This window comes from Dietzia sp. SL131 (genome assembly GCF_026672565.1).
GTDB lineage: Bacteria > Actinomycetota > Actinomycetes > Mycobacteriales > Mycobacteriaceae > Dietzia > Dietzia kunjamensis.
On sequence record NZ_JAPPRI010000003.1, the window covers coordinates 1,936,065 to 1,956,651 of the forward strand.

Consider the following 20,587-nt stretch of genomic DNA (forward strand, 5'->3'; position numbering starts at 1 on the left):
CCACCTCGGAAGCTCAGCCAGCGCCTAACCCTGGCGGAGCTGTCACCTCACTGGTCCTCTCTGTGACGGTCGTCTCGGCCGTGCATCTGCCTTGCGACCCGGTTGGTCAGCCACTACCTTTAACCGGGGTCAGGTCACGAAACGATTACGGTTAGAGGACGACGGGAGTCGGTAGCGCAGTGGAGAAGCGAGCAGGACCGAAGCACGCCTCTCAGTCGACCAGCTCCCCGCGGCGGCGCCGGGGAGCCCATCGCCGGGTTTCACCGAATAACCACCGCAGTATCGCCGCGGTCGTGGCCCTAGCCGCGGGTGCCTCTATCGCCGCGGCGGCCCCCACCGATGATCAGCGGATCGTCCTCCTCGCCACCGACGAGCACCCGACCGGTAACGCTGATGACGCGCACTCCAAAGATGCCCAGGCCGCGACCCCCTCGGCTCCGCTCCCCCTCACCTCCGATGACACGAACGTGGCAGGCGAGCCAGGACCCACCTCCGCGGCATTCGTCGGCAGTTTGCAAAGCGGCACCGAACTCAACTACCAGCGTGAGATCGCCGAAGAGCAGGCGCGGCGCCCCACTGTGGCCCTCCCGGCAGTGGGCATCTCAACGTCCTCCTTCGGCCCCCGGTGGGGAACGTCCCATTCAGGTCTCGATGTCGCCAACGCCATCGGCACGCCGCTCTTCGCCGCGACCGACGGAATCGTCATCGATTCAGGCCCCGCCTCCGGGTACGGCAACTGGATCCGGATCATGTCGCCGGACGGTTTCATGACCGTCTACGGCCACAATGAGAGCAATACAGTTCAGGTCGGTGACACTGTCGTCGCTGGTCAGCAGATTGGCGTGATGGGCAACCGCGGCTTTTCTACCGGCCCACACGTGCACTTCGAGGTTTGGGCCGACGGCGGCTCGCGGGCTGTCGATCCCTCGGCGTGGCTGGCAGAACGGGGCATCGTGGTCAACTCGGGGTCAAACAGCAGCGCCCTATGACACCGGAACTCTGACAGCGCAGACTGGCCGACAAGGGACTGCTCTCCCGGTCTCCCCCGGTGGTACTGGGCTTTTAGCTGTGACGAACAACTGACAAGACGACGCCCACCGGCACACTCACTGCGAGGCTGGCAATGACAATCCGGTAGAGCACGAGATACCACGTACGCGGGCGCGCGTGACGCACAGTGGCCAGGAACAACGTGAGCGATATCAGCAACAGCACACCGCCCGCGGCCACCACGATCACGGAGCCGGTCAGGGTGCCACCGAGTACCGCACTGTTGGCCAAGTTGTAGGCGAGAAGCTGGACAACACGCAGGCGACCGAACAGTGTGCCGCCAGTAAGCAGTGCCTGTCCGACGCCCAGCCCTACCTGGGCCACCCCCGCAACTAGCACCAGGTAGGCCGCCACCCAGGAACCCTCATCGAAACCGGTGGGACCGGTGACCGCGGCGACAAGGCCGCCCGCGATGATGGCGGTGAGGCCGACGAGCACGAATTCTCGCATCGCCCGCCAGTGCGAGCGTGTGAACTCGGCCTGATTACGTGCGCTGTGACTCAGTTCGTCGCCCATTCTCTGTTTCCCCTCGCCGTGATCGGTGTCGTGGTCCTGGTAGCGGGGTTGCTCGCCACTGAGGTGGAGACCACCGGGTTGTCGCACCCGCCGGTTGGTGGGGTTGGGGATGTTGCGGCGGGCGGCCATCTCGTTCATGGGCTCGCTCCTATCGCCGACGTGCCTGGGGGACGAACAAGGGGGTGTGAGGGAACCATCCTCGACGACGAGGGTCCGCTTGTCCCCTACTTCCGGTCGGTCTGGGACATTTCGCGGAGCATGTCGTTGTAGGCCTTGAGCTCGGCGTCGTCGTCGCGCTCGGCCTGCCGCTCCCCGCGCCAAGCCTCACGCATGTCCGTCTGGAACCACTGCCAGGCCAGGGCGAGCATGACGATGAACAGCGGGATCTCCCCCGCCGCCCACGCCACCCCGCCGCCGACCTGCTGGCTCTGGAGGAGATCCGGGACCCAGGGCAGCCCGATCCCCGAGTACCAGCCCTCGGCCAGCACGGTCTTGTAGTTCATGAGCATGATGCCGAAGAACGCGTGGAACGGCAGCGAACCGAGCAGCACCATCAGCTTGTAGAAGGGCGAGAAGTGCCGCGGCGCCGCGTCCACGCCGATGATCACCCAGTAGAACAGGTAGCCGCTGATGAGGAAGTGCACGTTCATGAACATGTGGCCCAGGTGCTCGGAGGCCAGCGTCTCGTAGAACCCCCCGAAGTAGATCAGGTAGAACCCGGCCACGAACTGCACCGATGCGACGATCGGGTGGGTGAGGAATCGGGAGAGCGGGTTGTTGATGAACTCCACGATCCACTCGCGTGGTCCCGGCGGGTTGGCGCGGCCCGCCGCCGGCAGGGCCCGCAGCGCCAGTGTCAGCGGCCCGCCTAGGGCGAGCAGGACCGGAACGAGCATCGAGATGAGCATGTGCCCGACCATGTGGCTGGAGAAGTCGGCCATCATGTACATCCCCATGCCGGAGCTGGTGGTCAGGAACAGCAGCACGCACCCGAGCACCCACGCCACGGTCCGTCCCGCCGGCCAGGCGTCGCCGCGTCGGCGCAGGGTGATCAGCCCCCACACGTAGAGCCCGAGCAGGATCACCGAGGCCAGACCCAGCACCAGGTCGAAGCGCCACAGACCGAACACCGTCTCGAAGGAGAACGGCCCCGGCAACTCAAAACCCAGCAGCGACTCCTGCCGGGTGGGCACGTAGAGCGGTGCCGGTGGTGGGGTGCGGCCGAGCGAGACTGACAGGCCCAGGGTGCCCGCCATGATCACCGTTTCGACCAGTCCGATTCGCAGCAGCGTTCCGCGGTCCACCGGGGCGTTGGCCGACGTTCCCTCGATCCGGTTGATGATGCGCCGGCGCACCGCCAGCCCGAACACCGCCAACAGTGCCAGGCACAACGCTTTGGCCACGATCAGCAGCCCGTAGGTCGAGGTCAGCAGGTCGGCGGGGTGCAGACGGACCAGCCCGTTGATGATCCCGGTCAGCCCGAGCGCGACGATCGCCACCGTGGCCACCACCGAATAGCGGCGCAGGGCCAGCGCGACGCGCGAGCCACCGCGCAGCGCGTGCGCGATCACCGCGACGAGCCCGCCGACGTAAAACGCGGCAGCGAACAGATGGATGATCAGCGCGTTGACGGCAATGTCGTGGGCGGTGCCGCCTGAGGCGTGGCCCGTCGCGGCAACCGGCAGGAGCGAGAGCACCGTGACCCCCAGCCAGATGACCGACCAGCGCCAGCTCAGGGTGAACCGCTGACCGATCCCGGCGGCCAGTGCAATGATCGCGGCCCAGCGCCACGAGGACGCCACCTCGATCTCGGTGATCGCCACGATCCACTGGTCCGGCGGCAGGGACTGCCAGAGCGTGCGCCCGGACACATCCGACAGGGTCAGCGGAATGAGCAAGGCCGCGGCGATTGCCCAGGCGATGTTGGCCCACGAGGAGATCTGCTGCGCGCGGTAGCCGTCAACGTCGAGGGTCTTGTCCTGCTGCGGCGGGGTGAAGAACGCGGCGAACAGCGCCATTCCCACCGCCACCGATGCCAGCAGCTCGGCGATCGCGCGGACCGCCGGGAGCCCGGCGGTGGTGAGCAGGCCCGGGTCCGGGACCCCGATCAGCTCGAGCGCCAGGGCCGTGGAGATCCGCGAGAGCGGGATCACCACACCTGCCGCCACCACCGCGAGCAGCAGCACGACCGGCACCACACCGCGGGTACGCAGCGCTCTGACGGTGACGGGGGCCTTGGACGAGGGTGCCTTCGACGGCGGCGACATGATCACTATCGTAGGAAGCGGGTGCCGCCCGGTCCGATTCGCGCCTGTTCTGCGCACCCCCGCGCCCAGCGACGCCTCATGCGGGCCGTCCACCCGCCGACGAACTAGCGTACCGCTCGCATGCGCCCACTCGGCCGCCGCTCCTTCGGACTCCGGGTCCCAGCTGAGCAGTCTCGGGTTCGGGCGGTCATCACGGCGGCCGGATAGCCTGCCGAGGCTTTCAGGGTCGCACGTTCACCCGTAGTGGTGGCCGCGCCCGCCGATCCCTTCATTCCCGCCACGACGAGCCAGTCCGCTGACTGATATGTACTACCCAACGGTCAAAAATGGGAACCGTTCATCTAGCGGGTCAGGCGTGTCGGACTGCGGGAGATTCCCGGTCACGCACGGCGGCGGTCTCCAGTTGAATGGTGGCATGGTCGATGGAGACGGGGAAATGCTCCTTGACGCAGGTGAGGATCTCCTCCAGGATCTGCGGTGCGTGACCGGATTCGAAGCACTGATCATCGATCACGACATGAGCGGAGATGACCGGCAGGCCGGTCCCGATCATGGATGCGTGCAAGTCGTGCACGTCCCGAACGTGATCCAGCTCCAGAAGGTGTTCTCGGACCTCATCCAGATCGAGTCCCACGGGGGCGTACTCCATCAGCACCCGAACCGTCTGCCGCAGAAGCGTGAACGCGCGCGGGATGATCAAGGCGGCGATGAACAGCGCGGCAATGGTGTCGGCTCGCTGGAAACCGGTGGTGTTGATGACGATCGCTGCAACGATCACCCCCACCGACCCCAGAGCGTCGTTGAGCACCTCCAGAAATGCCGCCCGCATGTTGAAGTTGTCGCCTCGCCTGGAGGCCAGCACCACAATGGCGGCGATATTGGCGATCAGGCCGATCACGCCGAACACCAGCAGTTCGGTACCGGGCACGTCCGCGGGCTCGAAGAGTCTGCGGACGCCTTCGATCGCGGCATAGCTACCGACGACGATCAGCAGGACAGCTTGCCCTAGTGCGGCGATGACTTCGATCCGGGCGAATCCCCAGGTCCGTTTACTGCTCGGTGGCCGCAGCATCATCGTCGCGGCTATGACCGCAACCAGCAATCCCGACGCATCAGCCAATGCATGAGCGGTGTCGGTCAACAGCGCGAGACTGCCAGTGACCACGCTGCCCACCGCTTGGGCCACCACGATGCTCGCGGTGATGCAGAACGCGATCAGCAGCCGACGACGCCTCCCGCGATCGGTCTGCTGAGAAGGACCCCCAGCACCATGGTCGTGACCGTGGCTATGCGCCATCTCGACTCACTCCTGCCCGAGGTCAAGGTCGGGGTGGTCCTGGTGATCGCGCAGCGACGGCGACACCCCGGACGCACTCAATAGCGCATCGGCGGCTTCTACCAGGTCCGCCAGCCGGGCCGGCTCAGCCAGCGAGAACCACGAGGAGCGCCCCTCGATCCGCATTTGGACCAGCCCGCAATCCCGCAGGCAAGCCAGGTGCTTGCTCACCGTGGACTGCGCCAGATGCATGTGATCGACCAGATCACGAACCCGATGCTCACCATTGACCAGATGCTCCAACAACGCCAGTCGAGTTGGTTCTGCCAGAGCATGGAACAACGCTGCATAGGTGTTTCGATCCTCGAACGTCACTGAATCGAGCACCCCATAATTAATCGTCATAGAGCGATGTTAGCATGAACCGGCGATAAGTTCGGGTGGGTCTCGGTCCTCGGCGTACGCATTGTTCTTGCTCAGTCGTGCCGGCAGCTGATGCCACCCGTCGAAGCCGGGGCGCAGCACAAGGCCGTCCGGTTGATACCGAGTTGCTGTGGTGGTTGCCGCCCGTCTTTCCCGGCGGCGATGCGGCGCGGGATACGCGGGCGCAGGGTCAATGAGGCAGCGGTGCCGGCCGGTGAATGTGTCGACTGTCTTTGTGGTCGGCAGTTGTTGTGCTCGGGGGTCGCTCGAGCTGCCTGGTGCGTGCGGCACGCAGTCCGTTGAGTATGACGAAGACTTCGGCGACCTCGTGGACCAGGACGACGGCTGCGAGTCCCAGCATTCCGGTGATCGCCAGTGGAAGCAGAACGACGATGATCGCCAAAGACAGGAGGATGTTCTGATTGATGACGCGACGACCGCGGCGGGCGTGGTCTATGGCGCGCGGGATCAGTAGCAAGTCATCGCCGGTGAACGCGACATCCGCTGACTCGATCGCTGCGTCGGAGCCGGTGGCCCCCATGGCGATTCCGATGTCTGCCGAGGCGAGCGCGGGGGCGTCGTTGACACCATCGCCGATCATCGCCACTGGCCCCCGGCCGTCGCCGCGCAACTCGGCGATTGCCTGCGCCTTGTCCTGCGGGCGCAGCTCGGCACGCACGTCGGTGATCCCCGCCTCGGCGGCCAGTGCATCAGCGGTGCGGGTGTTGTCGCCGGTAAGCATCGTCACGCCCGTACCCCTCGCCGCCAGCGACGTCATGGCCTCGCCGGCCTCTGGACGCAGCTCGTCGCGCACCCCGATGGCCCCGACCGGGTGGTCGTCGCGGTGGACGACCACCACGGTGATGCCGCGGGCCTCCATCGCGTGAACGTGATCTGCCAGAGGACCTGGGTCGAGCCAGCGCGGGCTGCCGACGGCGATGTGCGCGCCATCGATAAGGCCGGCGATTCCCGCGCCCGCGGACTCGGTGACCGCCGATGCGGCGGGGACCTCGGTAGCTGCGGCGGTGATCGCTGCGGCCAGCGGGTGGGTGCTGTGGGTTTCCAGAGCGGCCGCCCAGCTCAGGACCTCGTCCTGGGCAGCGTTGCCAGTGGTGAGGACCTGCGTGACGGTGGGCTGGTTTCGGGTCAAGGTGCCGGTCTTGTCCACTGCCACATGCCGGAGGTAGCCCATGCGCTCGAACGCGGCACCGGATTTGATGATCACCCCGAACTTGCTGGCCGCACCGAAAGCGGAGATGACCGTGATCGGCACCGAGATCGCCAGTGCGCACGGCGAAGCGGCGACCAGTACCACCAGTGCTCGCTCGATCCACAGTCCGGAATCTCCGAAGATCGAGCCGATCAGGGCGACCAGAGCAGCCAGGATGAGAACACCCGGCACCAGCGGGCGGGCCAGGCGGTCGGCGATACGTGCCCGCTCCCCCTTCTCTGTCTGTGCCTGCTCAACCAGTTCGACCACTGTGGTCAAGGAATTGTCTGTCCCTGCGGCGGTGGCCTCGACCTCCAGGACGCCGGAGGTGTTGATCGAGCCGGCCAACACCGCGTCACCGGGCCCGACCTCGACGGGAATGGATTCACCCGTGATCGCCGAGACATCCAGGCTGCCCTGTCCGACACGAACGATCCCGTCGGTGGCCAAACGTTCGCCGGCGACCAGACGCAGCACATCGCCGCGTTCTAGAGACTCAACGGGCACGGTGCGGGTGCCCCCGGTGGCGCCGAGGACGGTGGCACTGGAGGGAATCAGCGCCAGCAGAGCCCGCAAGCCCGAGCGGGCCTTGTCCATCGCCCGATCCTCCAGCGCCTCGACGATGGAGTACAAGAAGGCCAGAGCGGCGGCCTCCTCGATGAACCCGAGCCCGACCGCACCGGCGGCGCTGATCGTCATCAGCAGCCCGATACTCAACCGACCCCGGACGAGCAGACCCCGCACCGCGCCTGGAACAAACTGCGAGGCGCCCAGAAGGAGAGCGGTCCAGAACAGCCACGCCGCTGCAGTCTCCGCCCCGGGACCGTTGGCGAGCCACTCGAGGATCACACCCAGCAATAGCGTCAGGCCAGAGAACACCGGGATGAGGACGGCACCGTTGCGCCACCACGAAGCGGACTCGTCAGGGCCGGCCACTGGCCCGGCCGGCTCACAACCACACGCGGACGTTGTCACCGCCGACCCCCTTCCGAACTGCAGCAACCCTCGACCGGACACTGCATGTCCAGACAGGGCGCGTTCTCGTCAACGGCAAGAGTCGTCTCGACCAAGGCGTTCAACGCACGTGCCAGATGGGCATCGACGATCTCGTACCGATTCTGTCGACCCTCACGTTCAACCACGGCGATCCCGCAATCTCTGGTTCACAGGGCGGATATTGGCTATGGCACGATCGGACAGCGGGACCATCTCGCCAGTGCCGGTCACGTCACTGGCGTTCGAGAGAGCCACCCCGTGCGGCACCGCCGGTTCGGAGCCGAGGGGGCAATGGCCCGTCGCAGACCGGAGTGAAAAGCATGGGCAGTATCCGAGCCATCGGTTTCCGCGCGCGCCTCTGGGCGGCCCTGTGTGCGGGCGCCTTAGCCCTCTCCGGTTGTGGCAGTGGCACCGATGCGGTCGCGCAAGGCGGCACGTTCGAGTTCGTCAGTCCAGATGGACAGCTGGAAATCCACTACCCCGAGGAAGAACGGAAACCGGTTGCCGAACTCGCCGGTCCGGATCTGCTTGACCCAGACCAGACCATCGGGCTCGCTGACTACAAAGGCGAGGTGGTCATCCTCAATACGTGGGGCCAATGGTGTGGGCCTTGCCGCACCGAGGTCGACGATCTTCAGCGCCTTCATGAGGAGTTCGAATCCCAGGGTGCCACCGTGCTCGGAATCAACGTGCGTGATCCCAATCGCGACAAGCCGGTCGACTTCGTGCGCGACAACGGCCTTACCTACCCGTCGATCTGGGACCCGAGCAACGCGGCCGTAGGTGCACTTCGCGGCTTTCCCACCTCGATCGTGCCGACAACCCTCGTGCTTGACCGGCAACACCGCGTGGCCGCCGTGTATCTGGCGGCGGTCACCGATTATCAACTTCGGGACGTCATAGCCGAACTGGTGGCCGACGACGAGAGTGCCACGCCGTGACGAATACTGCCGACCTCGTCTTCGCCGGTGCCATGCCGCCGATGGACGGCCTGGTGCTCGCGCAGGGTATCGGCTCCGCGTTCCAACAGACAGCGGCCAGCGGACCCCTTCTGCTCGCCCTCGGCGCCTGCCTACTAGCCGGTCTGGTCTCGTTCGCCTCGCCATGTGTGGTCCCGCTCATCCCCGGCTATCTCGCCTACCTCGCTAGCGTCGTCGGCGCTGAGCGACCACCGGTCACCGTTGCGCAGGCCGAACAGCACCACAGCGAGTCGCGAACGATCACTCTCGAGGAAAAGAAGGCCAGACAAAGCTCGCGCTACCGGGTCGTGGGGGCATCGCTGCTCTTCGTTGGCGGGTTCACCGTTGTGTTCGTCTCGCTTAGCGCAATGGTCCTCGGAACGGTTCAATACCTCGCACCACAAGAGGAGTTGCTCCAGCGCATCGGCGGGGTCATCACCATCCTCATGGGTTTGGTCTTCATCGGCTTCGTACCGGTGCTGCAACGAGATACCCGATTCCAGCCGAAGGCTGTCTCTACCTGGGTCGGCGCGCCTCTCCTCGGCGGGGTGTTCGCCCTCGGATGGACGCCCTGCCTCGGACCAACGCTCGCCGCCGCACTGTCCGTCGCCGCCGGAAGCGGATTTAGCGGCACGCGCGGCGTCATGCTCATCGTCGCCTACTGCCTCGGGCTGGGGTTGCCATTCATCCTCGTCGCCTGGAGTTCCACCTGGGCAATCCGAACCGTCGGCTGGCTACAACGCAACACTCGACGAATCCAGATCATCGGCGGCCTCCTACTCATCGCAGTGGGCATAGCACTGTTCAGTGGCGTGTGGGCACTCTTCATCAGTTGGCTACGGGACTTCGCAATCACCGGCACGACGCTCCCGATTTAGCCTTTCCTGCGGCGCTTCGCGGGCGGCCACAACCGTTCAGCGCCCACCGGGTACCGGAAGTCACACCTCAGCGGGTCGTTGAGGCTGTTGCTTTTGACGATCCTCTACCAAGACACATCGCGAAGCGGACTGGACGGCGACCCGGCCGAGGCTTGGCGTCTCATATGCGTGTCGCACCAGAGAGGAGCGTGAAGCACGACCAAGTGCGACAGATGAATCCGGCGAGCTCTCCGCTAACTGACTCCACGCGGGCCGCTCCCCTCCCCTGGGCCGGCGATGACTTCCTCCAGCACGCGGTTTTCGAGTCGCACCGGTAACCGGACGTTATGACAAGTAAAAGGTGTCGAGGTGTCGATTGTGCGAACTCGACACCTCCCCGAATGGCTCGCAGCTCGTTCGAACTCGGGCTGCGCCTGACCTGCGAGCAGGTGCGCATCGCGCAGATGATCCGAGGTCTGTCCGACATGGCGAACCCGGGCCGCAGACAGTATGCGAACTACTGCTCTGACCTGCGGTCCTTCATCAGGATTCGCATTTCCTGCGACACATTCGCAAATTCTGCGAAGCACATAAAAATCAGCCGGAACCCAAACCCGCCCCCACTCCCAGGGTCGGCGTAAAGGAAGCCGTGCGCCATGGCGTCTTGGCCGGGCCACAGCCGGGAACTCGACACCTCGCAACCCGGCACTTGATCAGTAGGCGTGGTGGGCGCGACTGGACCAGAGAACCCGAATGGACATTTCCTCTCGGTACGGCGTGACGGAGACGGCGTCGTCGCACACCACCAGTTCGACCAGCGTCACGTTGGGGCACCCGGCATTGCACACGGCGGCGCGGTAGCGACCGTGATTGACGACCTATTCGGCTTCTTGCTGTATTCGGTCGGCGAGCTCGCCGTGACGCGCCGTCTCGCGCTCGACTATCTTGCGCCAGCATTACTCGACACCCCGTACATCCTGCGCGTGCAGTTCGGTCTCGCGATGGCCGGAAATTGGACCTTAGGTCCACGATGGAGGATGCAGAGGGCCGGACTGTTATTACTGCCACTGCCCTGTTCATCGCGGTCGAGGTTGAGCACTTTTTGCAGTCACAGAGAAACTCGAGGACTTAGGCCAAACTCACCGCCGCGGGAGGCCACCTCCGAGTCGGCGACCTCGGCGGCGAGCGGTCCCACCTATCGAACAACAAGGACCGCCTTGATTCAGCAAGGTCCGCCGACGGCGCCTGGGCGGTTCAGATCGTGGCCGAACTCGGCCGGGATGGGTTTGTCTCCCTGCTTGCGGGCAGCAAGAAAATCATCAACAAGTTGCACGCATCCGTCGTGGTCGACCGTGCAGAGCCCAGTAAGGCGAGCGAACACGACGGGGCCCAGGAGTTGAACGATCGCGAAGGTGGTGTCGATGTTGCCGAGCTGTGCCTGTACGTCAGGCTGTGTGAGGATGCGGTCAAAGGGCTGCCGGTACTCCTCGATGACTCGACTGCGCAGTGAGGTGATCGCGGCCGAATCGGCAGGATCGCCGCCGACTGATCCGATTGACAGCCAAGCCAGAGTCGTAATGTTCAGCGGCGCCTGGTCAATCAGGTCGGCTTGGGCCGTGAGAAGCGCGATGAGTTGGTCTCGTACCGACCCACTGTCGGCAGAGACCTCGACGCGAGGCAACAGCCGCTCGAAGGTCGCCGCAAGCAACTGGGCGGTCCCGCCGAAATGCCGATAGAGCGTGGCCCGCGCAACCTTTGACATTCGAGTGACCGCCTCGACGGTAACCGCCTCTACACCACCAGTGCTCAGGAGATGCGTGGCAGCGTCGAGCAATCGTTTTCGTGAGCGCAGCAGTCGCGGATCGAGCTGATCGTCGTCCGTAGCGGGCCGGTCAGCACTCCAGTCGTTCACGCTCTCCCCTTCGGCCGACGGTCACTTCTCGTCCAAGCTAACCTGTCCAGCCAGCCGGATACTGTGATACTACTTGTCTCAGACCAAGACCGATCATCTCACAGCAAGGGGCCGGCGATGCACTCACCCCAACAGACCATCACCGAGTCATCCCGGTGGACCCGAGCCGAATGGTGGATGCTCACGGTGTCGTGCCTAGCCGTGGCGTTGGTGGTCGCGGCCATGGCCGCGCTGTATTCGGCATTACCGGAGATTGCGGTAGAGACTGGAGCGACGCAAGCCCAGCTGACCTGGATCGTCGACGGCTACACGCTGGTACTGGCGTGCCTGGTCCTGCCCGCTGGAGCGATCGGTGACCGCTATGGCAGACGCGCAGTTCTCGTAATAGGCCTGGCGATATTCACCATGGCATCCGCACTTCCCCTGCTGCTGTCTGACCCGGCCTGGTTGATCGCTGCGCGAGCGATTGCCGGGGCGGGCGCTGCACTGGTAATGCCCTCGACGCTATCGATTCTGACTGCTGGTTTCGCCGCCGTTCATCGCGGCCGAGCAGTAGGTGTGTGGGCTGGAGTCGCCGGCTCCGGAGCAGTGTTAGGCATCCTCGGCGCCGGGGTGCTGCTTGAGCGCTGGTCGTGGGTGTCGGTATTTGTCGGACTGACCGCAGCGGGAGCCCTACTGGCCGCGCTGGCATGCACGATCGCTGAGTCCAGCCAGCATGATCACCCTCCCGTGGACTGGGTGGGCGCGGCGGCAGCTGCAGTCGCGGTTGCGGGAATCGTATTCGCCACGATCGAGTTTCCCGCGCGGGGCTGGGCCGACCCGATCGTTCTCGCCAGCGCCGGGGCCGGCATGTTGGCGACAGCCTTTTTTATCCTGATTGAGCTGCGATCCTCGGCCCCCTTGTTGGATGTTCGGTTGTTCGCCAAGCGCGGCTTCAGCGCCGGCTCGTTGTCGGTGGCCATCCAATTCTTGGTCACTTTCGGGGTATTCCTACTCCTGGTGCAGTACCTGCAACTGATCCTGGGATACGGACCGCTGGCCTCGGCGTTGGGATTGGTGCCGATGACGGTCCCCCTGATCGTGATCTCTGTGATCGCCCCCCGACTGTCACAGCGATTTGGACTACGAGTGATGACCGTCGCCGGTCTGGTGACCATCGCAGTTGGCCTGATGCTGGTCAGCCGGATGACCGTCGACGCACGTTACCTCGACCTGCTATGGCCGCTGTTGATCATGAGCGCAGGGCTCGGACTATGCACAGCCCCAGCGACCTACGCGATCATCGCCGAAACTCCGGAGAGCAAACACGGGGTCGCCGCCGCAGTCAACGATGCGGCCCGCGAGATCGGCGCTGCGATGGGGATCGCAGTGGCCGGCAGTGTGCTGGCCGCCGGATACACCCGCCACATCCAACCCGCCCTGCCTCAGTTACCCGAACCTGCCCGCGGTCCGGTCTCCGACTCCCTGGCCGCCGCCCTAGAGATCGCCGCACAAGCCGGACCAATGGCGCAACCATTGGTCGACTACGCCAAAGAGGCATTTGTCAACGGCAGCAGTCAGGCCACACTTACGTTGGCAATCCTCACCGCCGCAGCCGCAGTCTTGCTAGCGATCCTTGCCCCTGGCACTGCTCCGCGTGACCACAAGACCAGTTCCACAGCACCGGCACACCGGGACAGCGTCGGATAGGTGGCCCGTCCGGCTTCCGGCTGCACTGACTCGTGCCTGGAGAAACTGCGCAAGGTCAGCAAGAACCGCGGTCCCTCCCGAGTGCCGAATCTCGGCGGTCGAGCTGCTGTGGCTAGCGATACCCACCATCTTCAGGGCGGGGGCCAGTGGCTGGTGCGTCCACGCCCGCCCGCTTCAACGCGCTGTAGTGCGCGGTAGAGCGTGGATCGGCCAACTCCGAGATTGCGGGCGATCACTGATGGCCCCTCCCCTGCCTCGATGCGGGCCCGGGCTTGTCGACCTGCTCGGCGGTCAGGACTCGCTTACGACCCTTGTACTTGCCCTTCGCCTTAGCGATGGCAATGCCCTCGGCCTGACGTTCACGAATGATGGCCCGCTCGAACTCGGCGAACGCCCCGAGCAGCGAGAGCATCAGATCGGCTCGAGGATCTTGGGCGCCGGCGGCGTAGGTAGCCCGTTCATGGACAAACTCCACACTCGCGCCCTTGGCAGTGACCTCACCAACGATCTGCTTGAGATCGACCAGGGAACGAGCGAGTCTGTCCATTGACGCGACCACCAGCTCGTCACCGTCCCGGAGATACCTAATGCACTCTTCGAGCTTCACGCGATCGGCACGCGAGCGAGCGGACTGTTTCTCGACGTAGACCCGGTCGCACTCCCCCACCGCCTCGAGCTGACGCGCCTCATTCTGATCCGCAGCCGACACCCGCACATACGCCACCCTCTGCCCGCGCGGACGCGAGGCCCGGCGAACCGACGTCGGATCCGGCTTCGGCTTCTCCTCGACGATGTTCTCCGAGTCCGTTGACTCCACCCGAAGGCTCCAGTCCAACTCGTCTCGGCGACGGAACCGAGTCCGCATCTTCCCGCGGCTGACGATGAGCACCTCCTCGCCACCGTCACCCGAACGGTCAAGCAATGTCCCGATCCGATCAGCCACCAGAAGACCCTTTCGCCGAGCAGATGTATCAATACACCCTAGACCCAACGGGACGACGTTTCATAAATAGCAAAACACACCCTGCGACACAGCGCCGATGGCGGCCTCTCGGCCGTCCCGCACGGGTGTACCCCAGATGGACAGCCTGCTCTCCCTGTAAGGCTGCGGGCAGCTCGGGCCAGGGATTCTGTAGGGAACACCGCCCTATCGGGGCGCTAGGGGTCATGGCGGGGCCGTCAGGAGGGCCCGCCGGGGATGCCTCGACCACGATGACGGCGAACCTCGACGCCGCGAACGAGCGGGCCGAGCGGATCATCGCCGCGACAGCGAAGGTTGAGGCGCGCCAGCTCTGGAGCGCCGCCGCCGCGATGCTCCTCGCGCTCGTGCCGCTCGCGATGCTGGTCGCGGGCGTCTGGATGGCCGCAGCGGGCCTCATCACGGGTGCTCAGTGGGCGCTGGACGTGGACGGGAGCGTGTGGCTCGGCATCGGGCGGTGGCTCGTAGTCGGCGCTGGCCTCGCCGGGGCCGGCTACGCCCTCTTCGCCTCCGCCCGCTGGGTCGTCGGCCTCGCGGAGACGTGGAAGGGCCGCGGGATGCCGTCATGGCCCCGCTGGCGGAGGTGACCCCAGCTCCCGAGGGCAAGCGCGCGGAGCGCGTGCGGCAGAACTCCCCAGAGTGACAATAGGTCAGCCACTACTGTATAGTTCAGTGCATGCTGACTATTGCTTCTCGCGTCGACGTCATGAACCGGCTGGGCCGGGCCATGGCGGACCCGACGCGCTCCCGGATCCTGATGACCCTGCTGGACGGGCCGAGCTACCCGGCCGTGCTCTCGCGCGAGCTGGAGCTGACGCGCTCGAACGTGTCGAACCACCTGACGTGCCTGCGCGACTGCGGGATCGTGGTCGCCGAGCCCGAGGGTCGGCAGACGCGCTACGAGATCGCCGACCCGCACCTCGCGGCGGCGCTCACGGCGCTGGTGGACGTGACGCTGGCCGTGGACGAGCACGCGCCGTGCGTGGACGCCGAGTGCACTGTGCCGGGCTGCTGCGGGACGGGAGCGGGCGCGTGAGCGCGGCGTGCGGCTGCGACGAGCCGGAGACCCGGGTCGGCGAGGAGGCCGAGGAGAAGCGGGAGCGTCCGTGGTGGCGTGACCGCGGGATCATGGTCCCGGTGCTCTCCGGCGTCGCCTTCGGCACGGGCCTGGTCCTGGAATGGACAGGGGCAGAGGTCCCGGCGCTGGTGGCGTTCTGGATCGGCCTGCTGCTGGGCGCGTCGACGTTCACGCCCGGCGCGATCCGCAAGCTGTTCAAGGGCAAGCTGGGCATCGGCCTGCTAATGACGATCAGCGCGGTCGGCGCGGTGATTCTCGGCTACGTCGAGGAGGCCGCCGCCTTGGCGTTCCTGTACTCCATCGCCGAAGCGCTGGAGGACAAGGCCATGGACCGCGCCCGCGGCGGGCTGAGGGCTCTCCTCAAGCTCGTCCCGGAGACCGCGACCATCCGGCGGGACGGCGCGCCCGCGGAGGTCGCCGCGAAGGACCTCCAGGTCGGGCTGCTCATGCTGGTGCGCCCCGGTGAGCGGATCGCGACCGACGGCATCGTCCGCACAGGCCGGTCGAGCCTGGACACCTCCGCGATCACCGGCGAGTCGATCCCGGTCGAGGTCGAGCCCGGCGACGCGGTGTCGGCCGGGGCGATCAACACCGCCGGTGCCCTGGAGGTCGAGACGACCGCGGCGGGCACGGACAACTCGCTGACCACGATCGTGGAGCTGGTCGAGCAGGCGCAGGCCGAGAAGGGCGACCGCGCCCGCCTGGCCGACCGCATCGCCCGGCCGCGCGTGCCTGGCGTGCTGATCCTCGCCGCTCTTGTCGCGGTCATCGGCTCGCTGCTGGGCGACCCCGAGCTGTGGATCACCCGCGCCCTCGTGGTGCTCGTCGCCGCGTCGCCGTGCGCGCTGGCGATCTCGGTCCCGCTGACCGTCGTCGCCGCGATCGGCTCGGCGAGCAGATTCGGCGTGATCATCAAGTCCGGCGCGGTCTTCGAACGGTTCGGCGTGATCCGCCACGTCGCCGTCGACAAGACCGGCACCCTCACCCGCAACGAGCCCGCCGTCACCGCCGTGCTCACCACGGACGGCGTGGACGAGGCGCAGGCGTTGGCGTGGGCGGCGTCGCTGGAGCAGCACAGCACCCACCCGCTGGCCGCCGCGATCACCGCCGCCTCGCCCGGAGCTCCCGCCGCCCTGGAGGTCACCGAGCAGGCCGGGCACGGCATCGAAGGCACCCTCGACGGGGCCCGGGTCACCGTCGGCAGCCCTCGCTGGCTGGACGCGGGGACGCTTAAGGACCAGGTCGCGGGACTGGAGGAGCAGGGCATGACCGTCGTGATCGTGCACCGCGACGGGGTCCCGGTCGCCGCGATCGGGGTCCGTGACGAGCTGCGCCCCGAGGTTCCCGAGGTCGTGCGCACCCTCGCGGCCCAGGGCGTCGGGGTGACCATGCTCACCGGCGACAACGCCCGCACCGCCCGCGCGCTGGCCGCGCAGGCAGGGATCGAAAACGTGCGCGCGGAGCTGCGTCCCGAGGACAAGGCCGCCGCCATCAGCGAGCTGAGCAGGCACGGCTCGGTCGCGATGATCGGCGACGGCATCAACGACGCCCCCGCCCTGGCCGCCGCGGACATCGGCATCGCCATGGGCGCGACCGGCTCCGACGCCGCGATCGAGTCCGCCGACGTCGCCTTCACCGGCCACGACCTGCGACTCCTCCCGCGCGCGTTCGACCACGCCCGCCGCGGCAGGCACATCATCAACCAGAACATCATCCTGTCCCTGCTGATCATTACCGCGCTGCTGCCGCTGGCCCTGTTCGGCGTACTCGGCCTCGCAGCGGTGGTGCTCGTGCACGAGATCGCCGAGGTGATAGTGATCCTCAACGGGCTCCGCGCCGCCAGGACGAGGAAGTAGGAGGGATCATCGAGTGCTATAACTCCGACATGTGCTATGGCGATCCGGTAGGCGCCGCGGGCGCCCCAGTCGGGTTCGCCGAGGCCGGCGACGACGCGGTGCCAGCGCAGCAGCTCGAGGAAGTGCGCCTCGCCTGTCTGGTCGGCCGCGTGTCGGATTCGGTCCACCAGCTCGTCCACGCCGGCACCGTAGCCGGGGCCTCCGACACCGGTTGTCAGTGCAGGTCGCGGGCGGCGATGAGGCCGGAGATGAAGTCGGCGGCCCTGTCTGCTTCGGCGTCGGTGAGGTCGTATGCGATCCCCGCAACGAGAGTGCGGGAGGGGCCGAGCGGTTGAAGGCCGAGACTCACTCGAGTGGTGGCCGACAGGGCTGCGCGGTCGGCGATGTACGCAGCGGTGCAACCCAGAGCATCGGCGATGGCTGCGAACTGCTCGCGGTTCATTGTCGGAGGGTGAGCCGGACGGCCTCGGGCGGCGGGGACCTGGCCCCGTTCACAAATGCTCATGTGGCTCCCGCTTACGCCGACGGCGAGCGCCAGCCTGAGCTGCGTCAGCCCGGCTTCCAGACGAACGGTGCGGATGGCCCGCCCCAGTGACCTCGCCTCAGTTGGCGTCATTGCCCCTCCCCCTCCGTGTCGGGTCGGATCTCAGCTACGACCGACCAGTGCCCGTCCTCCTGGGCGGCCGACACCACGGACGCCTCGGCCCCGTCGAGGAGTCCGAGGTTTTGCAGGCGACGGTCGAGGTCGATGTGAGCGTGCAACTCACTCGGCCCGGTCCCGATGAGGTACATGGTCGCCATCGTGCCCGTGCTACGACTGTGCGGGCACCGCTCCTGCCGGGTACGCAGATCTGCAAGCACCCAACAGTTCTAAAATAGTCACATAACGCTTCTGGCGGCGGCCGGCACGATCGAGGAACGCGCGGGAGCAGTGATGCTGTCCCGTCTCATCGCCTCGGCGACCAGCACCGATGCGGACTCCTCCACCTTCGCCGAGGTGGCACGGGTGTTCGGGATCGACTGGATCCCGGCCGTCCGATTGGCGGACGAGCTCGGCTAGGGCGGGCCAGTCGCGTCGACCGGCCCCGCCCCGGCACGGTTGGCTACTCCTCGATGAACGCACCGTCGAAGAGCATCGTCGACGAGATCGTCGGACTGATGCCCTTGACCGACTCGTCGATCGTCACCAGCTCGACGCCGTTACCGAAGACCGCATACGGCGCCACCTCATTGTGGACCTCCTGCAGCTCGGCGTACGCCTGCTTCTGGGACTCGACGTCCGGGGCGGCCTTGAGCGCAGAGAGGGCGTCCGCGAACGCGGGATCGTCCACGCCCGAAACGTTGAGGGCACCGCCCGGAATCAGCGAGCTGGCCAGGGTCGACGCCGGGTCGGCATCCGAGGTCGCCAGGCCGCCGATCGCCATCTCGTAGTCGCCCGTGAACTGGCGGGCGCTCGCCGTGGAGGCCGGGGCGACCTCCACCGTCACGTCGAAGCCGACCGCGTCGAGCATCGCCTTGATGACGATCCCCGCCTCCCGGTTCTCCGGCACGTCGGACACGAGCAGAGTGAGCGAGCCGTCCCAGCCCGTGTCCTGCTTCACCTCCGCCACCAGCTCGGCGGCGCGGGCGACGTCCAGCGCGGGCCCCTCCTGCCCGGCATAGAACCGCGAAGAGTCGGCCAGCAGCGCCGATGTGGCCTGGGCGGTGTCGTCGCCCAACCGGCCGAGCAGCAGCTCCCTGTCGATCGCGTGCGTCACGGCCTGACGGGCGCGCTGATCGGTGAGGATCCCGTCGTACCCCGCGGCCCCGTTGTTCATGTAGACCAGCCGGCCGGCGCTGGTGATCTCCTCATACCCCCGGGCGTCGGCCTCGCGGGCCATGTCGGCGAACTTGGACCCACGAAGGAAGCCCACCTCGACCTCTCCGTTCTGGAACGCCTCGAACGTGGCCTGCGAACCGGGGATCTGGATGAACTGCAGCGTCGGGCACACCGGGCCGCCGTAGTAGGTCGGGTTCGGCTTCAGCACGATCTCCTGGTTGGGGGCGTAGTCGGCCACCGTGAACGCGCCGGCGCCCACCGGCTCGCGCGCCCACCTCTCCGGGCCCGCCGCCTCGTACGCCTTCTCGGGGATCACCTCGCCCGCGGAACCGGCGAGCAGCACCGGGAACGTGGACCAGGGCTCGGCGAGCGTGAACTCGATGGTCAGCGGATCCACCACCCGGGTCCGCTCGATCTGCTGCACGTCGGTCATGGCGGTCGAGCGCGTCGCCGGATCCTTGTGCAGGTCCATCGTGAAGGCCACGTCCTGTGCGGTGAGCGGGTCACCGTTGGAGAACGTCACGCCGTCGCGCAGGGTCAGCGTCCACACGGTGTGGTTCTCCGAGCTCTCGAGCGACTCGGCGAGCTTGGGCTCGAAGGTCTCGGTCCGGGCGTTCCACCGCATGAGCCGGTCGTAGACGGCCGCCGACTCCGCGCCACCCCGCACGCCCACCTGCCCTTGTCCGGGCGAGAACGACGGCAGCATCACGTAGGTGCCCATCGTGATGGTGCCCCCGGCCTTGTCCTCCGTGCACCGGGACTCGTCGGCGGGCATGGTCAGCGTGGCCCGCTCTCCCGTGCCGTCCGGGTCGGCCTCGCTCGTACCGCACGCGGACAGTGCGAGGGCGGTGATCGCCATGGCGGCGGCAGCGGTGGGGATGCGTCTCATCGGGTCTCCTGAGGGGTTGCGATTGCACTCGAAGTCCAACCAAGTGACACGTGTCACTTTCTCAGGAACCTAGGTGACGCCCAACACACACCGGGCGTGAATGACCGAACCCGTGGGGCACACGGACCGGCATTCCCGGTGGGAGAGATACCGCCGGGAGCAGAGCCGCCAGAGTGATAGGGCGCAGCGCTTGAAGCACCCGGCGGGCCGAGGCAGGCCACGGGCGGCAGCCGGTCTGCGGTCCCCGGCGTGCTCGTTCACCTCAGCGCAACGACGGCCCGGCGGCCCCGGCGGCCCCGAGGATCCGCCGCGTCGACGGCGCGAACGCCAGGAGTAGATTCGCCGTGCTCAGCACCCCGAACACCCACCAGAACCCGTAGAAGAACGTTCTCTGGTCAGACGGCAGCGTCGACACGACGGTCCACATCAAGACGACCTCGCCCGCGATCCATCCGAACTGCCCGAGCACCACGATCAGCGCGAAGTACCACTGCCAGGCGGAGGGTGCGCCCTGACGCCTCCCCCGCCGCCCCGGTGCGCGCAGTCCACGGACCAGAAGCCCGGTGGCGGCGGCCCCGCCCACACCGAGGAGGCCGAGGATCACGCCCGGGAGGAGGTAGTCGCTGAAGGGCGTGTCCTGCAACCACGCGGTGTCGAATCCCATCGCCGACCCGTCGGGCGAGGACGCCAGGCCGACGCTGCCCCCGAACGCCATCACAGTCCAGAACGCGATCCCGGCGGTGACTGAATACGTGGCCCATGGGCGTCTGGTTCTCACCGAGGCGCTCCTTTCTCTCGATTCGTTGCAGGT

20 protein-coding genes and 2 pseudogenes are annotated in these 20,587 nt (G+C 66.7%); 9 read left to right on the plus strand and 13 right to left on the minus strand.

Going from position 1 to position 20,587, the window contains the following annotated elements; translation table 11 throughout:
• Window positions 1–293: 293 nt before the first annotated feature.
• Window positions 294–989 (plus strand): M23 family metallopeptidase, encoded by a 696-nt coding sequence (locus tag OVA21_RS09890; protein WP_268092362.1) that lies wholly within the window; start codon window positions 294–296, stop codon window positions 987–989.
• Window positions 990–1,062: 73 nt separating this feature from the next.
• On the opposite strand, the gene OVA21_RS09895 is transcribed toward OVA21_RS09890, so the two are convergent.
• The 6 genes and pseudogenes from OVA21_RS09895 to OVA21_RS09920 all read right to left on the minus strand — a co-directional run.
• Window positions 1,063–1,704, minus strand: coding sequence for a hypothetical protein (locus OVA21_RS09895; protein WP_017838581.1), 642 nt, complete (start codon window positions 1,702–1,704; stop codon window positions 1,063–1,065).
• Between the two features lie 86 nt (window positions 1,705–1,790).
• On the minus strand, window positions 1,791–3,833 hold the full coding sequence (locus OVA21_RS09900; protein WP_268092363.1) for a cytochrome c oxidase assembly protein: 2,043 nt from the start codon (window positions 3,831–3,833) through the stop codon (window positions 1,791–1,793).
• A 349-nt stretch (window positions 3,834–4,182) separates the two neighbouring features.
• On the minus strand, window positions 4,183–5,130 hold the full coding sequence (locus OVA21_RS09905; RefSeq protein WP_268092364.1) for a cation diffusion facilitator family transporter: 948 nt from the start codon (window positions 5,128–5,130) through the stop codon (window positions 4,183–4,185).
• A 6-nt stretch (window positions 5,131–5,136) separates the two neighbouring features.
• On the minus strand, window positions 5,137–5,514 hold the full coding sequence (locus OVA21_RS09910) for an ArsR/SmtB family transcription factor (RefSeq protein ID WP_259843191.1): 378 nt from the start codon (window positions 5,512–5,514) through the stop codon (window positions 5,137–5,139).
• A 208-nt stretch (window positions 5,515–5,722) separates the two neighbouring features.
• Window positions 5,723–7,678 carry a heavy metal translocating P-type ATPase gene (locus OVA21_RS09915; RefSeq protein WP_268092365.1) on the minus strand — a complete coding sequence of 652 codons (1,956 nt, stop codon included), beginning with the start codon at window positions 7,676–7,678 and terminating at the stop codon, window positions 5,723–5,725.
• 35 nt (window positions 7,679–7,713) lie between these two features.
• Window positions 7,714–7,902 (minus strand): annotated as a pseudogene (locus OVA21_RS09920) (Cd(II)/Pb(II)-sensing metalloregulatory transcriptional regulator CmtR); the annotation flags it as partial.
• A 156-nt stretch (window positions 7,903–8,058) separates the two neighbouring features.
• Between OVA21_RS09920 and OVA21_RS09925 the strand changes: the two are divergent.
• The 3 genes and pseudogenes from OVA21_RS09925 to OVA21_RS09935 all read left to right on the plus strand — a co-directional run.
• Window positions 8,059–8,679 (plus strand): TlpA disulfide reductase family protein, encoded by a 621-nt coding sequence (locus OVA21_RS09925; protein ID WP_268092366.1) that lies wholly within the window; start codon window positions 8,059–8,061, stop codon window positions 8,677–8,679.
• Window positions 8,680–8,720: 41 nt separating this feature from the next.
• Entirely contained in the window at window positions 8,721–9,575 is an 855-nt protein-coding gene (locus tag OVA21_RS09930) for a cytochrome c biogenesis CcdA family protein (protein WP_442778951.1), read from the plus strand.
• Window positions 9,576–10,291: 716 nt separating this feature from the next.
• Window positions 10,292–10,686 (plus strand): annotated as a pseudogene (locus OVA21_RS09935) (PaaI family thioesterase); the annotation flags it as partial.
• A gap of 90 nt (window positions 10,687–10,776) precedes the next feature.
• Here the strand turns inward: OVA21_RS09935 and OVA21_RS09940 are convergent.
• Window positions 10,777–11,466, minus strand: coding sequence for a TetR/AcrR family transcriptional regulator (locus tag OVA21_RS09940; RefSeq protein ID WP_204719062.1), 690 nt, complete (start codon window positions 11,464–11,466; stop codon window positions 10,777–10,779).
• A 117-nt stretch (window positions 11,467–11,583) separates the two neighbouring features.
• Here OVA21_RS09940 and OVA21_RS09945 point away from each other — a divergent pair, with 117 nt between their 5' ends.
• Window positions 11,584–13,155: an MFS transporter gene (locus tag OVA21_RS09945; protein ID WP_204719063.1), complete on the plus strand. Its 1,572-nt coding sequence runs from the start codon at window positions 11,584–11,586 to the stop codon at window positions 13,153–13,155.
• Window positions 13,156–13,286: 131 nt separating this feature from the next.
• Here OVA21_RS09945 and OVA21_RS09950 read toward each other — a convergent pair whose 3' ends face one another.
• Window positions 13,287–13,391 (minus strand): hypothetical protein, encoded by a 105-nt coding sequence (locus OVA21_RS09950; RefSeq protein ID WP_268092367.1) that lies wholly within the window; start codon window positions 13,389–13,391, stop codon window positions 13,287–13,289.
• A complete protein-coding gene (locus tag OVA21_RS09955; protein ID WP_268092368.1) occupies window positions 13,388–13,972 on the minus strand; it encodes a recombinase family protein in 585 nt (194 codons plus the stop codon). The genes OVA21_RS09950 and OVA21_RS09955 overlap by 4 nt, the downstream gene beginning before the upstream one ends.
• Window positions 13,973–14,367: 395 nt before the next feature.
• On the opposite strand from OVA21_RS09955, the gene OVA21_RS09960 reads away from it, so the two are divergent.
• The 3 genes from OVA21_RS09960 to OVA21_RS09970 all read left to right on the plus strand — a co-directional run bounded on the left by OVA21_RS09960 (window position 14,368) and on the right by OVA21_RS09970 (window position 17,068).
• Window positions 14,368–14,721: a hypothetical protein gene (locus OVA21_RS09960; protein WP_017838553.1), complete on the plus strand. Its 354-nt coding sequence runs from the start codon at window positions 14,368–14,370 to the stop codon at window positions 14,719–14,721.
• 89 nt (window positions 14,722–14,810) lie between these two features.
• Window positions 14,811–15,170: a Cd(II)/Pb(II)-sensing metalloregulatory transcriptional regulator CmtR gene (gene cmtR, locus OVA21_RS09965; RefSeq protein ID WP_154828184.1), complete on the plus strand. Its 360-nt coding sequence runs from the start codon at window positions 14,811–14,813 to the stop codon at window positions 15,168–15,170.
• The gene (locus OVA21_RS09970; protein WP_268092369.1) at window positions 15,167–17,068 is read left to right on the plus strand and encodes a heavy metal translocating P-type ATPase; all 1,902 of its coding nucleotides are present in this window, start codon (window positions 15,167–15,169) and stop codon (window positions 17,066–17,068) included. Before cmtR ends, OVA21_RS09970 begins: the two co-directional genes overlap by 4 nt.
• Before the next feature lie 214 nt (window positions 17,069–17,282).
• Here OVA21_RS09970 and OVA21_RS09975 read toward each other — a convergent pair whose 3' ends face one another.
• Together OVA21_RS09975 and OVA21_RS09980 are read right to left on the minus strand one after the other, a co-directional pair.
• A complete protein-coding gene (locus OVA21_RS09975; protein ID WP_007633541.1) occupies window positions 17,283–17,684 on the minus strand; it encodes a helix-turn-helix domain-containing protein in 402 nt (133 codons plus the stop codon).
• Window positions 17,681–17,869 carry a hypothetical protein gene (locus OVA21_RS09980; RefSeq protein ID WP_017838548.1) on the minus strand — a complete coding sequence of 63 codons (189 nt, stop codon included), beginning with the start codon at window positions 17,867–17,869 and terminating at the stop codon, window positions 17,681–17,683. Before OVA21_RS09980 ends, OVA21_RS09975 begins: the two co-directional genes overlap by 4 nt.
• Window positions 17,870–18,002: 133 nt before the next feature.
• Here OVA21_RS09980 and OVA21_RS09985 point away from each other — a divergent pair, with 133 nt between their 5' ends.
• Window positions 18,003–18,128 (plus strand): hypothetical protein, encoded by a 126-nt coding sequence (locus OVA21_RS09985; RefSeq protein WP_268092370.1) that lies wholly within the window; start codon window positions 18,003–18,005, stop codon window positions 18,126–18,128.
• Window positions 18,129–18,171: 43 nt separating this feature from the next.
• On the opposite strand, the gene OVA21_RS09990 is transcribed toward OVA21_RS09985, so the two are convergent.
• Together OVA21_RS09990 and OVA21_RS09995 are read right to left on the minus strand one after the other, a co-directional pair.
• Window positions 18,172–19,776, minus strand: a complete 1,605-nt coding sequence (locus OVA21_RS09990; RefSeq protein ID WP_268092371.1) for an ABC transporter substrate-binding protein — start codon at window positions 19,774–19,776, stop codon at window positions 18,172–18,174.
• 262 nt (window positions 19,777–20,038) lie between these two features.
• A complete protein-coding gene (locus tag OVA21_RS09995) occupies window positions 20,039–20,554 on the minus strand; it encodes a hypothetical protein (RefSeq protein WP_268092372.1) in 516 nt (171 codons plus the stop codon).
• Between the last annotated feature and the right edge of the window lie 33 nt (window positions 20,555–20,587).